Source organism: Modicisalibacter tunisiensis, assembly GCF_020148005.1.
In the GTDB taxonomy this organism is placed as follows: Bacteria; Pseudomonadota; Gammaproteobacteria; order Pseudomonadales; family Halomonadaceae; genus Modicisalibacter; species Modicisalibacter tunisiensis.
The window spans coordinates 217,182-231,835 of the sequence record NZ_JAGXFD010000001.1; the positions used below are offsets into that span (position 1 = coordinate 217,182).

The 14,654-nt window shown below is 67.9% G+C and carries 15 protein-coding genes; 4 read left to right on the forward strand and 11 right to left on the reverse strand.

Annotated features, from left to right (window positions below; all coding sequences use genetic code 11):
- Positions 1 to 112: 112 nt before the first annotated feature.
- Entirely contained in the window at positions 113 to 742 is a 630-nt protein-coding gene (pcaG, locus tag KGQ91_RS00995; protein WP_224420033.1) for a protocatechuate 3,4-dioxygenase subunit alpha, read from the reverse strand.
- A 4-nt stretch (positions 743 to 746) separates the two neighbouring features.
- Entirely contained in the window at positions 747 to 1,484 is a 738-nt protein-coding gene (gene pcaH, locus KGQ91_RS01000; RefSeq protein WP_224420034.1) for a protocatechuate 3,4-dioxygenase subunit beta, read from the reverse strand.
- 209 nt (positions 1,485 to 1,693) lie between these two features.
- Here pcaH and KGQ91_RS01005 point away from each other — a divergent pair, with 209 nt between their 5' ends.
- Entirely contained in the window at positions 1,694 to 1,942 is a 249-nt protein-coding gene (locus KGQ91_RS01005) for a hypothetical protein (protein WP_163649256.1), read from the forward strand.
- A 17-nt stretch (positions 1,943 to 1,959) separates the two neighbouring features.
- Here the strand turns inward: KGQ91_RS01005 and pcaQ are convergent, their stop codons facing one another.
- The 9 genes from pcaQ to KGQ91_RS01050 all read right to left on the reverse strand — a co-directional run bounded on the left by pcaQ (position 1,960) and on the right by KGQ91_RS01050 (position 11,730).
- Complete coding sequence (gene pcaQ, locus KGQ91_RS01010; RefSeq protein WP_163649257.1) at positions 1,960 to 2,874, reverse strand: pca operon transcription factor PcaQ; 915 nt, start codon at positions 2,872 to 2,874, stop codon at positions 1,960 to 1,962.
- Between the two features lie 119 nt (positions 2,875 to 2,993).
- A complete protein-coding gene (locus tag KGQ91_RS01015; protein ID WP_163649258.1) occupies positions 2,994 to 4,286 on the reverse strand; it encodes a TRAP transporter large permease in 1,293 nt (430 codons plus the stop codon).
- Positions 4,283 to 4,801 (reverse strand): TRAP transporter small permease, encoded by a 519-nt coding sequence (locus tag KGQ91_RS01020; RefSeq protein WP_163649259.1) that lies wholly within the window; start codon positions 4,799 to 4,801, stop codon positions 4,283 to 4,285. The genes KGQ91_RS01015 and KGQ91_RS01020 overlap by 4 nt, the downstream gene beginning before the upstream one ends.
- Positions 4,802 to 4,815: 14 nt before the next feature.
- Positions 4,816 to 5,835 carry a TRAP transporter substrate-binding protein gene (locus KGQ91_RS01025; RefSeq protein ID WP_163649260.1) on the reverse strand — a complete coding sequence of 340 codons (1,020 nt, stop codon included), beginning with the start codon at positions 5,833 to 5,835 and terminating at the stop codon, positions 4,816 to 4,818.
- 308 nt (positions 5,836 to 6,143) lie between these two features.
- Complete coding sequence (locus KGQ91_RS01030; RefSeq protein WP_224420035.1) at positions 6,144 to 7,328, reverse strand: alpha/beta fold hydrolase; 1,185 nt, start codon at positions 7,326 to 7,328, stop codon at positions 6,144 to 6,146.
- Between the two features lie 81 nt (positions 7,329 to 7,409).
- On the reverse strand, positions 7,410 to 8,615 hold the full coding sequence (pcaF, locus tag KGQ91_RS01035) for a 3-oxoadipyl-CoA thiolase (RefSeq protein ID WP_224420036.1): 1,206 nt from the start codon (positions 8,613 to 8,615) through the stop codon (positions 7,410 to 7,412).
- Between the two features lie 3 nt (positions 8,616 to 8,618).
- A complete protein-coding gene (locus KGQ91_RS01040; protein WP_224416614.1) occupies positions 8,619 to 9,392 on the reverse strand; it encodes a CoA-transferase subunit beta in 774 nt (257 codons plus the stop codon).
- Positions 9,392 to 10,210, reverse strand: coding sequence for a CoA transferase subunit A (locus KGQ91_RS01045; protein ID WP_224416613.1), 819 nt, complete (start codon positions 10,208 to 10,210; stop codon positions 9,392 to 9,394). The genes KGQ91_RS01040 and KGQ91_RS01045 overlap by 1 nt, the downstream gene beginning before the upstream one ends.
- A gap of 173 nt (positions 10,211 to 10,383) precedes the next feature.
- Positions 10,384 to 11,730, reverse strand: a complete 1,347-nt coding sequence (locus KGQ91_RS01050; protein ID WP_224416612.1) for a class-II fumarase/aspartase family protein — start codon at positions 11,728 to 11,730, stop codon at positions 10,384 to 10,386.
- A gap of 137 nt (positions 11,731 to 11,867) precedes the next feature.
- On the opposite strand from KGQ91_RS01050, the gene KGQ91_RS01055 reads away from it, so the two are divergent.
- From KGQ91_RS01055 to KGQ91_RS01065, 3 genes are read left to right on the forward strand one after another with little or no spacing between them, the layout of a single operon-like run.
- Entirely contained in the window at positions 11,868 to 12,659 is a 792-nt protein-coding gene (locus tag KGQ91_RS01055) for an IclR family transcriptional regulator domain-containing protein (RefSeq protein WP_224420037.1), read from the forward strand.
- Between the two features lie 35 nt (positions 12,660 to 12,694).
- Positions 12,695 to 13,477: an IclR family transcriptional regulator gene (locus tag KGQ91_RS01060; RefSeq protein ID WP_224420038.1), complete on the forward strand. Its 783-nt coding sequence runs from the start codon at positions 12,695 to 12,697 to the stop codon at positions 13,475 to 13,477.
- Between the two features lie 35 nt (positions 13,478 to 13,512).
- Positions 13,513 to 14,460, forward strand: a complete 948-nt coding sequence (locus KGQ91_RS01065; RefSeq protein WP_224420039.1) for an AEC family transporter — start codon at positions 13,513 to 13,515, stop codon at positions 14,458 to 14,460.
- The last annotated feature ends 194 nt before the right edge of the window (positions 14,461 to 14,654 follow it).

A 14,654-nucleotide genomic window follows, 5' to 3' on the forward strand; every position in this document is an offset into this window, starting at 1 on the left:
ATTGCGACGTCGCTTCGTCTGTCGTGATGAGACAGTCGTCATGACAGACGACACGGCCCGACGCCGCAGAGCGCCGGGCCACATTGCACAGAAGGTTAGCGATCACTTCGATTCAGAAATCGAAGAAGACCGTTTCCCCCTCGCCCTGCAGGCGGATGTCGAGACGATAGCGCACCTTGCCATCGGCCTCCTCGCGCCGGGCGATCAATGTCTCGCGCCGGGCCGGCGACTCGACGGCGTTGAGGACCGGGCAGGCGGCATTGGCCTCGGCCTCGTCGTCGAAGTACAGCCGCGTGTTCAGCTGGATGTTGATGCCGCGGGCGAACACCGCCAGGCAGACGTGCGGCGCCATCGGCTTGCCGTTGGCGGCCGGCACACGCCCCGGCTTGACGGTGGTGAAGGACCACTCGCTGTCGCCGTCGGCGGTGGTGGCGGACCGCCCGAAGCTGTTGAACGGTTTTTGCAGGTCGAAGTCCGGCTGGAAGTCGCCGTTGGCGTCGGCCTGCCAGGCTTCGATGAAGGCATCGCGCACCGGATCGCCGTTGCCGTCGATCACCGTGCCGACCAGCTCGATCAGCTCGCCCTCGGCCTCCGGCGCGGCCATGCGGCTCCAGATCTCCTCGTCGCGCAGCGGCAGGCCGGCGACATCCAGCGCCAGGCCGATATGCACGTAGGGGCCTGCGGTCTGTGACGGTGTCTCGCGGTACAGCAGGCCGCCTTCATGGGTCGGTTGTTGGCTCATGATGTCACCCCTGATTCTCGAAATAGGTCTGCAGCTCGCCGCGCGTGACGATGTCGAAACGATAGGCCAGATAATCCATCGGCCGGCTGCGCGCCATGTCAAGGCGGCCGGTCAGCGTATCCACCGCTTCCGGATCAGCGAGGGTCTGGACGATCGGGCAGCGCGGAATCAGCGGATCGCCCTCGAAATACATCTGGGTGATCAGCCGCGTGGCAATCGCCGGGCCCATCACCGAGACGTGGATGTGCGCCGGGCGCCAGGAGTTGGGATCGTTGGGCCAGGGGTACGGCCCCGGACGCACGGTGCGGAAGTGATACCAGCCCTGGTCATCGGTCAGACAGCGGCCGACGCCGCCGAAATTGGGGTCGAGCGGCGCCAGGTAGCCATCCTTCTTGTGCCGGTAGCGGCCACCCGCGTTGGCCTGCCACATTTCCACCAGAGTATGCGGCACCGGCTTGCCGAACTGATCGACGACGCGGCCGAACATGACGATGCGCTCGCCGACCGGTAGGCCGTCCTGCCCTTGGCCCTCGCGGTAGTTCATCAGCAGGTCGTTGTCGTGCAGCCCCAGGCGCAGCGCCTTGAAGCTGGGGCCGGTCAGCTCGCTGCGGCTGGGATGCTGCAGGCTGACCAGCGACTGGCGCGGCGAACGCGCCACGGTGGTCTTGTAGCCCGGCGCATAGGCAGGCGGGTGCCAGTTGCGATCGCGGGGCACGAAGCGCTTGTTGTCGGAGTCTTGCATGGCTGGCGTCTCGTGAAGTCGGTGGAGTACCCCTCGGGGTACAGGCGTCGCCCAGTCTCGCCGCGGCCTCGCCCGAGGGGAAATGAAATCTCGGGCCGCCACCATAACCCATGGGTTATGGCCCGATGCACAAGACCCCTCGTCAGCGCCGCGCCGGCCTGCTAGACCTATCGCTGACAGCGTGAAAATCCGATCGGGAGACGACCCTCATGCCCCATCACGAGAAAACCATCATGGCCTTCGACGACCTGGGCCGTGAGTACATGATCGACGTGTTCGACGATGCCCGCGAGCTCGGCCCCCTGCATGCGCATGGCGCCACCCGGGGCGGGCTGCCGAGCTTCCGCACCCATGACGGGCATGTCGCCACCTACCTGGGCAACGGCGAGTTCTCGATCACGGTGCCGGGCGAGGCGGAAGCCGTGACGGTGAGGACGAGCGATCCCGAGTACGTGTGACGCGACGCCCCGGGCACTCAACGATACGCTGCCGCCACCTCGCGCAGCATCTCGCAGAACGCCTCCAGGGCCAGCGAGGGGCGCAGGCTGGCGTTGATGCACAGGCCGACCGAGCCGCCCTGGCGTTCCAGCCCCACCTCCAGCACCGCCAGTCGCCCGGCCGCGACGTCCTCGATCACCGCCTCGCGAGGGGCGACCCACAGGGCGTCGCTGTCCAGCACGTAGCGGCGGCTGACGGCCAGCGAGAGCGTCTCCAGCACCCGGCCCGGCAAGGCCAGCGCCTGGCGCACGCAGAAGCTGTCGACCTGCTGACGCAGCGTGGTCTGCGGCGGCGGCAGCACCCAGGGAAACTCGCCGAGCCGCTGCAGCGGCGGCGTCCGGCTGGACGACAACGCATGGCCGGCGCGCACCACCACCACCAGCGGCTCGTAGTAGAGGTGTTCGAAGGTCAGGTCGCGGATCTCCCGGGCCTCGGTCATGCGCCCCACCACCAGGTCGAGCTCGCCGGCGCGCAGTCGCGACAGCAGGTAGGCGCTGGGGCCGTCGACCACCCGCACGCCGATATCGTCGTGCCGGGCATGCAGGCGCTCGATGGCCTGCGGCAGGAAGCGGCTCTCCACCGTGGACAGGGCGCCGACCCGGATGCGCCGCTCGCCCCCCTGAGCGTCGCCGATCGCCGTGATGCCCTCGTCCAGCGCACGCAGCGCCGGCCCGGCGTGGCGCAGCAGGGTCAGCCCGGCCTGATTGAGCGACACCCCCTGCGGGCTGCGCTCGAACAGCGGCGTGCCGAGGTGATCCTCGAGCTCGCGAATCGCCTTGGAGAGCGCCGGCTGCGAGATCGACAGGCTCTCGGCGGCGCGCACGAAGCTGCGCCGCTTGGCCAGCTCGAGAAAGGCCTGCAGGTGACGCAGCTTGACGCGCGGATTGAGCATGAGCGACGAGCCCCTCGACGGACGGGCCCCGACTTTACCCCAGCCGCGGGGCCGGGTCAGCCGACCGAAAACCGCCGCGACCCGGAGGCCGGCGGCGGCAGAGTGGCGACGACAACCGGCTACACGGTCAACAGGTAGGTCGTCAGGGCCGGGAACAGGATCAGCAGCGCCAGGCGCACGAAGTCGGAGGCGATGAACGGCGACACGCCGCGGAAGATCTCGCCGAGCCGCACATGCGGCGCCATCGCCTTGATGACGAAGACGTTCATGCCCACCGGCGGCGTGATCAGCCCCAGCTCCACGGTCAGCACGGTGACGATGCCGAACCAGATCGGGTCGATGCCCAGCGTCTGGATGATCGGGAACACCACCGGGACGGTGATCACCAGCATGGCGATCGAGTCCATGAACATCCCCAGCACGAAGTACAGCAGCAGGATGCACAGCACGACCAGCATCGGCGACAGCGACAGCCCGTAGATGAAGTCGCTGATCGAGAACGAGATCCGCGATACCGAGATGAAGTAGCCCAGGGTATCGGCGCCCACCAGCATGAAGAACACCACCGTCGACAGACCCAGGGTCTCCTGGATCGCCGTCCACAGCTCCCGGCCGCGCAGCCCCTTGACCACGGCGTAGACCAGGGTGGCGAAGGCGCCGACGCTGGCCCCCTCGGTGGGGGTGAACAGGCCGAAGTAGATGCCCAGGATGATCACCAGGAAGACCCCGAAGAACGGCAGCAGCCCCGCCAGCGAGGCCAGCTTCTCGCCCCAGGAGGTCGGCTCGCCCGGCACCGCCAGCGACGGCTTGACATGCACCACGATGCTCACCGTCAGGGCATAGAACAGCAGCCCCATCAGCCCGGGCACGAAGCCGGCGATGAACATGTCGCCCACCGACTGCTCGGTGAGGATGGCGTAGATCAGCAGGGCGATGCTCGGCGGAATCATGATGCCCAGGGTGCCGCCGGCGGCCAGCGCGCCGGTGGCCAGGCCGCGGTTGTAGCCGAGGCGTTCCATCTCGGGCAGCGCCACGCGGGTCATGGTGCTGGCGGTGGCCAGCGACGAGCCGGAGATCGCCGAGAACATCCCGCACGAGCCGACCGCGGCGATCGCCAGGCCGCCCTTCCAGCCGCCGCACAGGGTGCGCGTGGAATCGAACAGCTTGCCGGCCATGCCGGAGTGCGCCGCGAGCACGCCCATCAGGATGAACATGGGAATCGCGCTGAAGCTGTAGTTCGACAGCACCTCGACGGGCACCGACTTGACCATCGAGACGGCGGCCCCCCAGGAGATCACCTGGGAGAAGCCGCCGACGCCGACGATCAGCATGCACAGCGCCACCGGCACGCGCAGCACCATCAGCACCAGCAGCAGCCCCAGCCCCAGCGCCCCGATCATTTCACTACTCATTCGACGCTCTCCACCTGGTGAGCGAACACCGTGCCGAGCACGGCGTGCAGCAGACAACGCAGGCTGAGCAGGGCGCACAGCCCGGCGGCGACGTAATAGATGGGCGCCATGGGAATGCGCAGATCCTGGGTCGTCTCACCATGGGACGCCGCGCTCGCCGCCGAGTCCCACAGGCCCACGCACAGCACCGCGCCCAGCGCCACGAAGCCCAGCAGATAGACGCCGGCAACGCGCGCCTTGACGGTCTCGCTCAGCCCGTGACTGAAGGCCTCGACCACCACCTGGCCCTTCTCGACGTTGGCGGCCATGGCCGCCAGCAGCGCGAACAGCATCAGGTAACTGACCAGCTCGACACTGCCCGTCACGCTCAGCGACAGCGCGCCGTCGCTGAGGCGATAGAGGTAGCGCAGGGCGACGTCGATCACCGTCACCGCCAGCATGCCGACGAGCGCGGCGCCGGCGATGACCCGGCACAGACGCTCCAGCCAGCGACTGGTTCTCAGAAGCGCTTGCATGCTGCGTCTCCGGATTACTGGCCGCAGGCCTGGCTGGCATCGAGTGCCGCCTGATAGACATCACGCGCCTGATCGAGACCGCGCGATTCGAGATCGCTCAGGTAGCTGTCGATCCCGTCCTGCAGCGGCTTCTGCCAGGCGGAATCCTGCAGCGGATTGTCGATCACGCGAATGGTGTCGCCGGCCTTCTCGGCCTGCGCCTTGCCCGCCTTGTCCTGGGCGGCGAACACGTCACCGGCCTTCTGCGCCCATTTCATGCCGGAGTTGGCGTCGATCACCTTCTTGGCCTCGGGGCTGAGGCGGTCGTAGGTGTTCTGGTTCATGGTGGCGACGAAGATCAGCGTGTAGAACGGTACCTGGGTGTGGTAGTGGAGCTGCTCGCCGAGCTGGAAGCTCTTGATGCCTTCCCACGGGAAGCTCAGGCCATCGATCACGCCACGCTGCAGCGAGGTGTAGATGTCCGGTGCGGGCATGCCCACTGGCTGCGCGCCCATGTTCTTGAGAATCTCGCCGGCCACCGCCGTCGGGCGACGGATGCGCAGCCCCTCGAGATCGCCGGGCTTCTGGACGTCGGTGTCCTTGGTGTGGATATAGCCCGGGCCGGTGGTGAACATGAACAGCACGTGAGAATCGTCGTACTCGCTGGCGATCTTGTTCTCGTCGTAGAGCGTCTGCAGCACGCAGGCCCCCTGCGGCGCCGATTCGGCCACGCCCGGCAATTCGACGATCTGGCTCAGCGGGAAGCGGCCATTGGTGTAGCCCTGCGCGGTAATGCCGATATCGGCGATGCCGTTGACCGCGGCATCATAGGTCTCGTCGGCCTGGCTCAGGGTCTGCGAGGGGAAGTTCTGGACCTTGATCTCGCCGTTGGACTCCTTCTCGACGGTCTTGGCCCACTGCTCGAAGAGCTGCTTGTTGATCGCCGAGGCCCCGGGCCAGAAGTGCGACAGACGCAGGGTGGTCTCGGCCTGGGCACCGGTTGCCAGGCCGGCGACGGACAGCGCGAGAAGACAGCGTGCAAGAGTACGGTTCATGGCTAGCCCCTTGATTGTTGGTTGGATGATGAGTCGAGGCGACACGGCGGTCGAATTGACGTCAGGATTACCGAGGTCGAGCCTTTTATCCATTAGACGAACGTAAGTTCGTTTTGCGAACCTTCCTCGGTGCTGCCTATTCTGGCATGCTCGCCGGTCGTGAAAGCGGCAAATTGCAAGCGGTAACCTGTCAATTCCCAAGATTCGCCCCCGACCTTGGTCGTAATGGCGGGTCACCTCAAACAGAACGCCCGACCATCGGGTCGGGCGTCGCGTCTGGCGTGAAGCGCCAGGGCATGGCTAAGCCATCAGCACGGCTCGCCGCCCCAGCCCAATTGCTTGGCCAGCGCGAAGGCGTGGTTGGCCGCCGGCACCCCGGCGTAGATCGCCACGTGCATCAGCACCTGCCGCAGTTCGGCCTCGCTCAGGCCGATACGCTTGGCGGTCTTGAGGTGCAGCTCCAGCTCCTCGCGACCCAGCGCGGCGAGGATGCCGGTGGTGATCATGCTGCGCTCGCGACGCGTCAGGTCGTCGTTGCTCCACAGCTCGCCCCAGGCCAGCCGGGTGATCATCTGCTGGAAGGGCGCATCGAGACTGGTGGCGTTGTCGGTCGAGCGCGCGACGTGCGCCTCGCCGAGGACCTGCTTGCGCGTCTCCAGGCCAGTGGCATAAGCGACGCCGTGGGCGCCCACGTCACCCAGGTCCACCGCCAGCGCCGCGCGCAGCGAGGCGGCGAAGCGCTCGGGTGCCTCCACCGAGGGCACGTGGCCGACGCCGTCGAAGATCGTCAGCGGCGCGCCGTCGCACTCTCCGGCGAGCGTCTCGAGGGTCGCCGGCGGGGTCGCCGCGTCCTCGCTGCCGCCCAGCAGGTGGATGGCCACGCCCTTGCCGCTCAGCTGGCCGGTGAAGGTGTCGCGGCCCAGCATCTCGCACAGCCGCGCGTAGGACTCGCCGTCGCCGCGGCCCATCTGCACGCACCAGCCGGCCTTCAGGGCCGGCTCGGCCTCGACCAGGGCGGGAGCGAACCAGCGCGGCACGATCTCGCCGGCCATCGCCGCCAGCCCTTCCTCGCGCACGCGCCGGGCGCGGGTGTTCCACAGCTCGGCGTTGCCGATCACCGCGCCGGTGTTGGTCAGGGTCGCCGACAGCAGGCGCTTGCCGTGGGCGGCGATCAGCTGCTGGCCGACCACGCCGCCGATCGAGGTGCCGACGAAATGAAAGCGCTCGGCACCGGCGTGATCCGCCAGGGCCAGCGCCTCGAGGGCCAGGTCGGCAGGCGTGATGTCGCCGCCGTCGACCGGCCAGGCCTGGCTGGCGCCGTGCCCGGGCAGATCCCAGGTCAGCACCCGGTAACGCGGCAGCAGACGCGGCAGGATGTCGTCCCACACCGCCTGGGTCATGCCCAGCGGATGCGCCATCACCACCAGTGGATCGGCCTCGGCGCCCAGCAGACGGTAGGCGACGCTGCGGCCATTGATCGTCAGAAAAGCCATTTCACACTCTCCATTCGTAGCAACGCGAAAAGCCGGCGAGTCGCAATCGCCGGCTTTCTCTCAACTCGACATGACGTCGTCTTACACTCTCTCGATCACCGTGGCGATGCCCTGCCCCACGCCGATGCACATGGTGCACAGCGCGAAGCGCTTGTTGCTGCGCGAGAGCTCGTAGGCCGCCGAGCTGATGATCCGTGCGCCGGACATGCCCAGCGGGTGGCCGAGCGCGATGGCACCGCCGTTGGGGTTGACCCGCGGGTCGTCGTCGGCCACGCCGAGCTCGCGCAGGCACGCCAGCACCTGGGCGGCGAAGGCCTCGTTGAGCTCGAGCACGTCCATCTGGTCGATACTCATGCCCAGCTTGTCGAGCAGCTTGCGCGTCGCTGGCACCGGGCCGACGCCCATGATCCGCGGCTCGACGCCGGCGGTGGCCATGCCGTGGATGCGCGCGATCGGCTCGAGGTCGTAACGCTTGAGCGCCGCTTCGCTGGCGACGAACATCGCCGCCGCGCCGTCGTTGACCCCGGAGGCGTTGCCGGCGGTGACGGTGCCGTTCTCACGAAACGGCGTGGGCAGCCTGGCGAGCTTCTCGAGGGTGGTCTCGGGGCGCGGGTGCTCGTCGCGATCGAAGATCAGCGGCTCCTGCTTGCGCCGCGGGATCTCGATCGGCACGATCCCCTCGCCGAGCCGGCCGGATTCCTGGGCGGCCTGGGTCAGCTGCTGCGAGCGATAGGCGTAGCGGTCCTGGTCCTCGCGCGAGATCTTGAACTGCTCGGCGACGTTCTCGGCGGTCTCGGGCATCGAGTGGGTGCCGTAGCGCTTCTCCATCAGCGGGTTGACGAAGCGCCAGCCGATGGTGGTGTCCTCCATCTGCTGGCCGCGCGAGAAGGCGGAGCCGGCCTTGCCGATGACGTAGGGCGCCCGCGACATGGATTCCACGCCGCCGGTCAGGATCAGGTCGGCCTCGCCGGCACGGATCGCCCGCGCCGCGGTGCCAATGGCGTCCATGCTCGAGCCGCACAGGCGGTTGACGGTCGAGCCGGGCACCGAGGTCGGCAGCCCGGCGAGCAGCGCCGCCATGCGTGCCACGCTGCGGTTGTCCTCGCCCGCCTGGTTGGCGCAGCCCATGATCACGTCGTCGATCGCCGCGGGATCGACCCCGGGGTGCTGGGCCAGCACCGCCTCGAACAGCCGTGCCGCCAGGTCATCGGGGCGCACGCTGGCGAGGGTGCCGCCGAAGCGGCCGACCGGCGAACGCAGCGGCCGGCAAAGGTAGACGTCGTTCATCGTTCACTCTCCTGAATGATGGCGTTCGGTCCGCGCCTTCAGCTCGCGCAGCACCTCGAGCTCCTTCTCGCTGGGCTCGGCAGTGGTCTCGAGCTGCTCGGCGAAGCGGATCTCCCAGCCGGTGGCCTCCTGGACCTGCTCGGCGGTGACGCCCGGATGCAGCGAGACCACCACCAGCTCCTTGGTCTCGGGGTCGGGCTTCATCACGCACAGGTCGGTGATCACCCGGGTCGGGCCCTTGCCGATGTTGGGCACGCCGTCGCGGCCCTTGCCGTCGCGGCCGAAGCCGAGCGTGGTGACGAAGTCGACCCCGTCGACGAAGGTGCGCCTGGAGTGCTTGAGGGTGATGAACACCTCGCCCGCGTTGGTGGCGATCTCCGGCGCCCCGCCGCCGCCCGGCAGGCGCACCTTGGGCGCGGTGTAGTCGCCGATCAGGGTGGTGTTGAGGTTGCAGTAGCGGTCGATCTGCGCGGTGCCCAGGAAGCCCACGTCGATCTTGCCGCCCTGCAGCCAGTAGCGGAACATCTCCGGCACCGAGACGGTGGTCAGCGCGGTCTCGCACAGCTCGCCGTCGCCGATCGACAGCGGCAGCACGTCGGGCTTGGTCTGCAGCGTGCCGGACTCGTAGATCAGCACCACGTCCGGGGCGTGGGTCAGACGCGCCAGGTTGGCCGCCTCAGAGGGCAGGCCGATGCCGACGAAGCAGGTGGTGCCGTTTTCCAGCGCCCGCGCCGCGGTGACGGTCATCATTTCCGCAGAGGTGTATTCGAGACTCATCAGGACGCTCCTCCGGCGTTGTAGACGTTTTCCTCGAGCCAGGCGTTGAAGCTGTCGCGGTCGCGGGCGATGGTGTCCCACTCCTTGTAGAAGCGGTTGTGACGCGGGTAGTAGCCGTGCGCGTAGGACGGATAGGCGCCCTTCTCGGCGACGGCGATGGCGTCGATCGCCCAGCCGGGGATCACGCAGGCGTTGGGCGTGGCCTCGAGGTCATCGACGATCTCCTCGACGGTGACGATGCTGCGCCTGGCTGCCAGTACCGCTTCCTTCTGCACACCGACGATGCCCTCGACCAGCACGTTGCCCTTGCGATCGGCCTTCTGGGCGTGGACCACGCTGACGTCGGGGCGGATCGACGGCACCGCGGCGAGTCGCTCGCCGGTGAACGGGCATTCGATGAACTTGATCTGGTCGTTGACCTTGGGCAGGTCGCTGCCGATGTAGCCGCGCAGCACCGCCAGCGGCAGGCCGGCGGCGCCGGCCTCGTAGGCGCAGGCCATGGCGGCGTGGCTGTGCTCGAGGATCTCGACCTTGTGCGGCCAGCCCTTCTCGACGGCGTCGCGCAGGCGGTGCAGCGAACCCACGCCGGGATTGCCGCCCCACGAGAAGATCAGCTTCTTCACGCAGCCGGCGCCGATCAGCTGGTCGTAGATCAGGTCCGGGGTCATGCGCACCAGGGTCAGGTCGCGCTTGCCCTGGCGGATGATCTCGTGGCCGGCGGCGAAGGGAATCAGGTGGGTGAAGCCTTCCATGGCGACGGTGGCGCCGTCATCGACGTAGCGTGCCACCGCGTCATGCAGGCTGAGAACTTCGGCCATGATGTCGCCTCTCTCGATGCTAGATGTTCGCTGCAAATGTTCGCTGAGTGAACATGGGTTTGTGATACGAACAAAATAATCCCACGAGCGCGATGCGTCAAACCTGCCGACGGCACCCGCCCTGCCGGTGCCGCCCGCAAGCCTCGCCGAACTCCAGGAGGAACAGGCACTTGTCAGCCGTCGAGCCGCTCCAGAACACGGTCGACGAGTTGCCGACTACTACCAATGTAGGATTCCGGACGCACCGCCTGACGCAATGCCTCGGCGTCGATGCCGCTGCCCGCCACCCGCTCGTGGGCCAGCAGCGCCTCGGCGTAGGCCACCCCGTCACGGCGCGCGACCTCCGAGGCCTCGCGGGCGACACGGCGTGCCTCGTCGCTGGCCAGCACGCCCTGCAGCACGCGCGCCGCCGGCTCGGCCATGATCGCCCCGCCGGTGACCGCCAGGTTGCGCGCCATCGCCTCGGGGTGGACCTCGAGACCGTCGAGCAGGTGACGCAGGGTCTCGAGCGCGCCCTCGAGCAGCAGCGTCGCATCGAGCAGCGGCGCCCACTCGGCGTGCCATTCGCCCAGTCCGCGCTCGAGCGGCGGCGCCCCCGCGTTGGCCAGCACATTCAGTGCGCCGTGAATCTGACGCGCCGCGGCACGGATGCGGGCGCAACCCACCGGGTTGCGCTTGTGAGGCATCGACGAGGATTCGCCGACCCCGGCCTCGGCGGGTTCGGCGAGCTCGCCGATCTCGGTCTGGGTCATCAGGGCGATGTCGAGCGCGACCTTCTCGGCGGCCACCGCCACGCCATCGAGGGCGCAGCCCAGCGCATGGATCGGCTGACGGTCGGTGTGCCAGGGCAGCCACGGTTCGGCCAGCTCCAGGCGTCGCGCCATGCCGGTCATGATCGCCACGCCGCTGTCGTCGAGGCCCGAATGCACGCCCACCGCGCCGCCGAACTGCACGTAGAGCCCCTCGGCGAGCACCGCGTCCAGGCGCTCGCCGGCCTGGTGCAGCCCCCACAGCCACTGGCCGACCTTGGCGCCGAAGGTGATCGGCAGCGCCTGCTGCATCAGCGTGCGACCGACCATCGCCGTGCCACGGTGATCCATCATCAGGGCCCGGCCGGCGGCGGTAGCCTCCGTCAGCAGGTGGCGGCAGCGCGTCAGGCGCGGCTTGAGCACGAGCATCAGCGCGCTGTCGACGATGTCCTGGCTGGTTGCCCCGCGGTGGAAATGCGGCTTCAATGCATCGGGCAGCGCGGCCTTGGCCTGCTTGACGAAGGGAATCGCCGGATTGCCGCCCTTGACGGTGTCGGCCGCCAGCGCCTCCAGGTCGAAGACGTCGCTGGCCAGATGTCGGTCGAGCGCCTCGGCCGTTCCCGCGGGCAGCAGGCCCAGGCTTTCCTGCTCGGCGGCCAGCGCCAGCTCCACCGCGCGCATCGCCGCGACCAGGTCCTCGGCCCGGCAGTGACCGCGCCCGGTGGCGCTCGTGAAGGGATGACGCAACAGCTGTTCGTACATGTCGTACATGGGGGTATCTCCGTCGGCTGGCATCCACGCTCTACCACCAATGGCGCATCGGCGGACACGTGTTCGCATTTCGAACTCTATGCTAGAGTCAGGCTTCCAACCGAGCAACGCAACAGGATCAAGGTGGCGCCACGACGATGACCACACAGCCGAAGGACGAACGCCTCAGCCCCGACGACCGGGACTTCGTGACCGCACTGGCCAGCGGCCTGGACGTGATTCTCGCCTTCGACCAGCAACATCCGCGCATGACGCTGAGCGAGGTCGCCGCGCGGACCGGCATGAACCGCGCCCGCGCCCGGCGCTTTTTGCTCACGCTCAACGCCCTGGGCTATGTGCGCAAGCAGCACCGCCACTTCGAGCTGGCCCCGCGCACGCTGCAGCTCGGCTACGCCTATCTGTCGGCCAACAACTACCGCACGGTGATCCAGCAGCATCTGGAGGACATCACCCGGGAAACCGGCGAGTCGTCGTCGCTGGGCGTTCTCGACGGCAGCGACGTGATCTATGTGGGCCGCTCGGCGGCGCCGCACCGACTGATGGCCATCACCCTGGCGGTCGGCACCCGCCTGCCGGCCGTGCTGACCTCGATGGGCCGCGTGCTGCTCGCGCAACTGCCCGACGACGAACTCGACGCCCTGCTCGAGACGGTGACGCTGGAGCGCCACACCGAGCACACCATCACCGACAAGGCCGAGCTGCGCGACTGCCTGCGTCGGGTCCGCGAGCAGGGCTACTGCATCGTCGACCAGGAACTCGACTCCGGCCTGCGCTCGCTGGCCGTGCCGGCCTTCGACGCCCACGGCCGGCTGCTCGGCGCGATCAATGTCAGCACCAACGCCGCCCGTATCGACCTGGCCACGCTGACCGAACGCTTCCTGCCCCTGCTGCAGGACAAGGCCCACCAGATCGCCACGCAGGTCAGCTGAGACTCACCACTCGCCTCGACCCTAAGGAAGAATAGATGGCAGGTAGCCTCATCGAACGTACGTTGCGGGTGCTCGAGACACTCTCGAGCGAACCCGAGGGGATCCCCCTGCAGCGACTGGCCGAGCGTCTGGAGATTCCCAAGAGCGCCGCACACCGGATCAGCAACGAGCTGATCCGGCTCGGGTATGCCCGTCAGGACACCCGGACCGGCCACTATCGGTTGTCGACCCGGCTGGTCGCCCTGGGCTTTCGCTACCTGGGCAGCACCGGCGCCAGCGACGTGCTGCAGCCGATCCTCGATCGCCTGGCGGCCGAGACCGGCGAGCTGGTACGCCTGGGCGTGATCGAGGGCGATCGTCAGACCTGGATCGCCAAGTCTCAAGGCACACGCACGGGGCTGCGTTACGACCCGGACATGGGACGCGAGGCACCACTGCGCTTCACTGCCTCCGGACAGGCCTGGCTGGCCAGTTTGGACGATGCAGCCGCCCTCTCGTTGCTGGCCCGCCAGTCAGATGTCGATCCTGCCGATTTTGGCCCGAATGCACCACGCACCGACCAGGCGCTGCTCCAGCGCCTGGCCGAAGCTCGACAACGCGGCTACACCTGCTGTGTCGACAGCTCAGCCTTGGGTACCTCCGCGTTCGGTGCCGTCATTCGTCACCCTATCAAGGGGCACACCATCGGGGTGATCAGCGTGGCCGGCCCCAGCGTGCGGCTCACAGAGCAGCGCATGCACGAACTTGCCCCCAAGCTGCTTGACGCCGTCGAGGAACTCTCGCAGTGCAGTCAGGCCTCGCAGCTGTTCCCGGAATGAGCTGTCCATGTCCACGTTGCTGAGCCACTGACCGCATGCTCGATATCCTCGCCATCACCACGCCCATCTTCCTGCTCATCGGCATCGGCTTCCTGGCGGTCATGCTGCGCCTGTTCAGCAAGGAGCAGGTCCAGGGCCTGAGCGGCTTCGTGATCAACTTCGCGTTGCCGGCGCTGATCTTCCGCGCCCTCGTCCAGCGGCCGCTGGACGAGGTCTTCAACCCGGTCTATCTCGCCGCCTACGGCGGTGGCTCGGCGGTGCTGTTCCTGGGTGCCTGGCTGCTCGCCCGCCATCGTGGCAAGCCGCTGGGCGAAAGCGGAATCCTGGCGCTGGGCATGTCGGCGGCCAACAGCGGCTTCATCGGCTACCCCGTGGCCGCGATGGTGGTGGGTTCCAGCGCGGTGATCGCGCTGGCCCTGAACATGATGGTCGAAAACCTGCTGATCATCCCCACCGCCCTGGCCCTGGGCGAGGCGGGCCGCCAGACCGGGGTCTCGTTCTTCACCGCCCTGCGCCGCACCGCGGTCCGGCTGACCCGCAACCCGATTCTGATCGGCATCTTTGCCGGCATCCTGGCAGCACTCAGCGGCATCAGCCTGCCCGCGCCGATCTCGCGCACCATCGACATGCTGGCCACCGCCGCCGCACCGACCGCCCTGTTCGTGATCGGTGGCACCCTCTACGGGCTGCGCATCGGCGGCATGCTCGGCGATGTCGCCCAGGTGGTGACCGGCAAGCTGCTGCTCCATCCGCTCATCATTTTCCTGCTGCTCTGGTGGCTGCCGCCCATCGATCCCGCCCTGGCCACGGCTGCGGTCGTGATCGCCAGCGCGCCGATGATCAGCATCTATCCGCTCCTCGGCCAGCGTTACGGCCACGGCGAGGTGTGCACTGCGGCCCTGATGCTGGGCACGCTGCTGTCGTTCGTCACCATCAGCGCCCTGCTGTGGCTGCTCGAGGCCTACCAGCTGCCGCTCGCCTGACAGGCGACGCCCCCCTGACTTCTTCATGACCCGGGCCGTATGCCGATACGCCTAGGCCCGCAAGCCCCATCACCCACGTCTACCGCGAATAGCGAACACCTGTGCGTATTGCATATTTTGGAACAAAGTTCTAATTTCTAGAAAATCACGAAAAAGGACTCTGTTCATGTCCCTGCGTATGGTGGCGATCGGTG

Coding starts and splice junctions, on each gene's coding strand:
- pcaG (WP_224420033.1), bottom strand. CDS start 742: ATGAGCCAACAACCGACCCATGAAGGCGGCCTGCTGTACCGCGAGACA.
- pcaH (WP_224420034.1), bottom strand. CDS start 1,484: ATGCAAGACTCCGACAACAAGCGCTTCGTGCCCCGCGATCGCAACTGG.
- KGQ91_RS01005 (WP_163649256.1), top strand. CDS start 1,694: ATGCCCCATCACGAGAAAACCATCATGGCCTTCGACGACCTGGGCCGT.
- pcaQ (WP_163649257.1), bottom strand. CDS start 2,874: ATGCTCAATCCGCGCGTCAAGCTGCGTCACCTGCAGGCCTTTCTCGAG.
- KGQ91_RS01015 (WP_163649258.1), bottom strand. CDS start 4,286: ATGAGTAGTGAAATGATCGGGGCGCTGGGGCTGGGGCTGCTGCTGGTG.
- KGQ91_RS01020 (WP_163649259.1), bottom strand. CDS start 4,801: ATGCAAGCGCTTCTGAGAACCAGTCGCTGGCTGGAGCGTCTGTGCCGG.
- KGQ91_RS01025 (WP_163649260.1), bottom strand. CDS start 5,835: ATGAACCGTACTCTTGCACGCTGTCTTCTCGCGCTGTCCGTCGCCGGC.
- KGQ91_RS01030 (WP_224420035.1), bottom strand. CDS start 7,328: ATGGCTTTTCTGACGATCAATGGCCGCAGCGTCGCCTACCGTCTGCTG.
- pcaF (WP_224420036.1), bottom strand. CDS start 8,615: ATGAACGACGTCTACCTTTGCCGGCCGCTGCGTTCGCCGGTCGGCCGC.
- KGQ91_RS01040 (WP_224416614.1), bottom strand. CDS start 9,392: ATGAGTCTCGAATACACCTCTGCGGAAATGATGACCGTCACCGCGGCG.
- KGQ91_RS01045 (WP_224416613.1), bottom strand. CDS start 10,210: ATGGCCGAAGTTCTCAGCCTGCATGACGCGGTGGCACGCTACGTCGAT.
- KGQ91_RS01050 (WP_224416612.1), bottom strand. CDS start 11,730: ATGTACGACATGTACGAACAGCTGTTGCGTCATCCCTTCACGAGCGCC.
- KGQ91_RS01055 (WP_224420037.1), top strand. CDS start 11,868: ATGACCACACAGCCGAAGGACGAACGCCTCAGCCCCGACGACCGGGAC.
- KGQ91_RS01060 (WP_224420038.1), top strand. CDS start 12,695: ATGGCAGGTAGCCTCATCGAACGTACGTTGCGGGTGCTCGAGACACTC.
- KGQ91_RS01065 (WP_224420039.1), top strand. CDS start 13,513: ATGCTCGATATCCTCGCCATCACCACGCCCATCTTCCTGCTCATCGGC.